At 34.3% G+C, this 251-nt stretch carries 1 protein-coding gene; it reads left to right on the forward strand.

The window, feature by feature from the left end:
• Window positions 1-198, forward strand: a 198-nt coding sequence (locus tag GUI70_RS26040; RefSeq protein WP_161884613.1) for a cation:dicarboxylate symporter family transporter, incomplete at its 5' end; no start/stop codon positions are given.
• Between the last annotated feature and the right edge of the window lie 53 nt (window positions 199-251).

The following is a 251-nucleotide window of genomic DNA, read 5'->3' on the forward strand; positions in this document are numbered from 1 at the left end:
GTTGTTTTATTAACAACATTAGGTGCCATGGGCTTACCGGCACAAGGTTTAGCATTAATTATTGGTGTTGACCGTATCTTAGATATGGTACGTACATGTGTAAACGTTATTGGTAACGCATTATCAACAATCGTTATAGCTAAATGGGAAAACGTATATGACAAAGCAAAAGGTCAAGAATATTTAAAATCAATTTAAAAAATACTATCTGACATTTAAAGCCCCTTACAACCTTTGGTTGTTAGGGGCTT

Origin of the sequence: Deinococcus alpinitundrae (assembly GCF_009982895.1) — a bacterium.
GTDB lineage: Bacteria > Deinococcota > Deinococci > Deinococcales > Deinococcaceae > Deinococcus > Deinococcus alpinitundrae.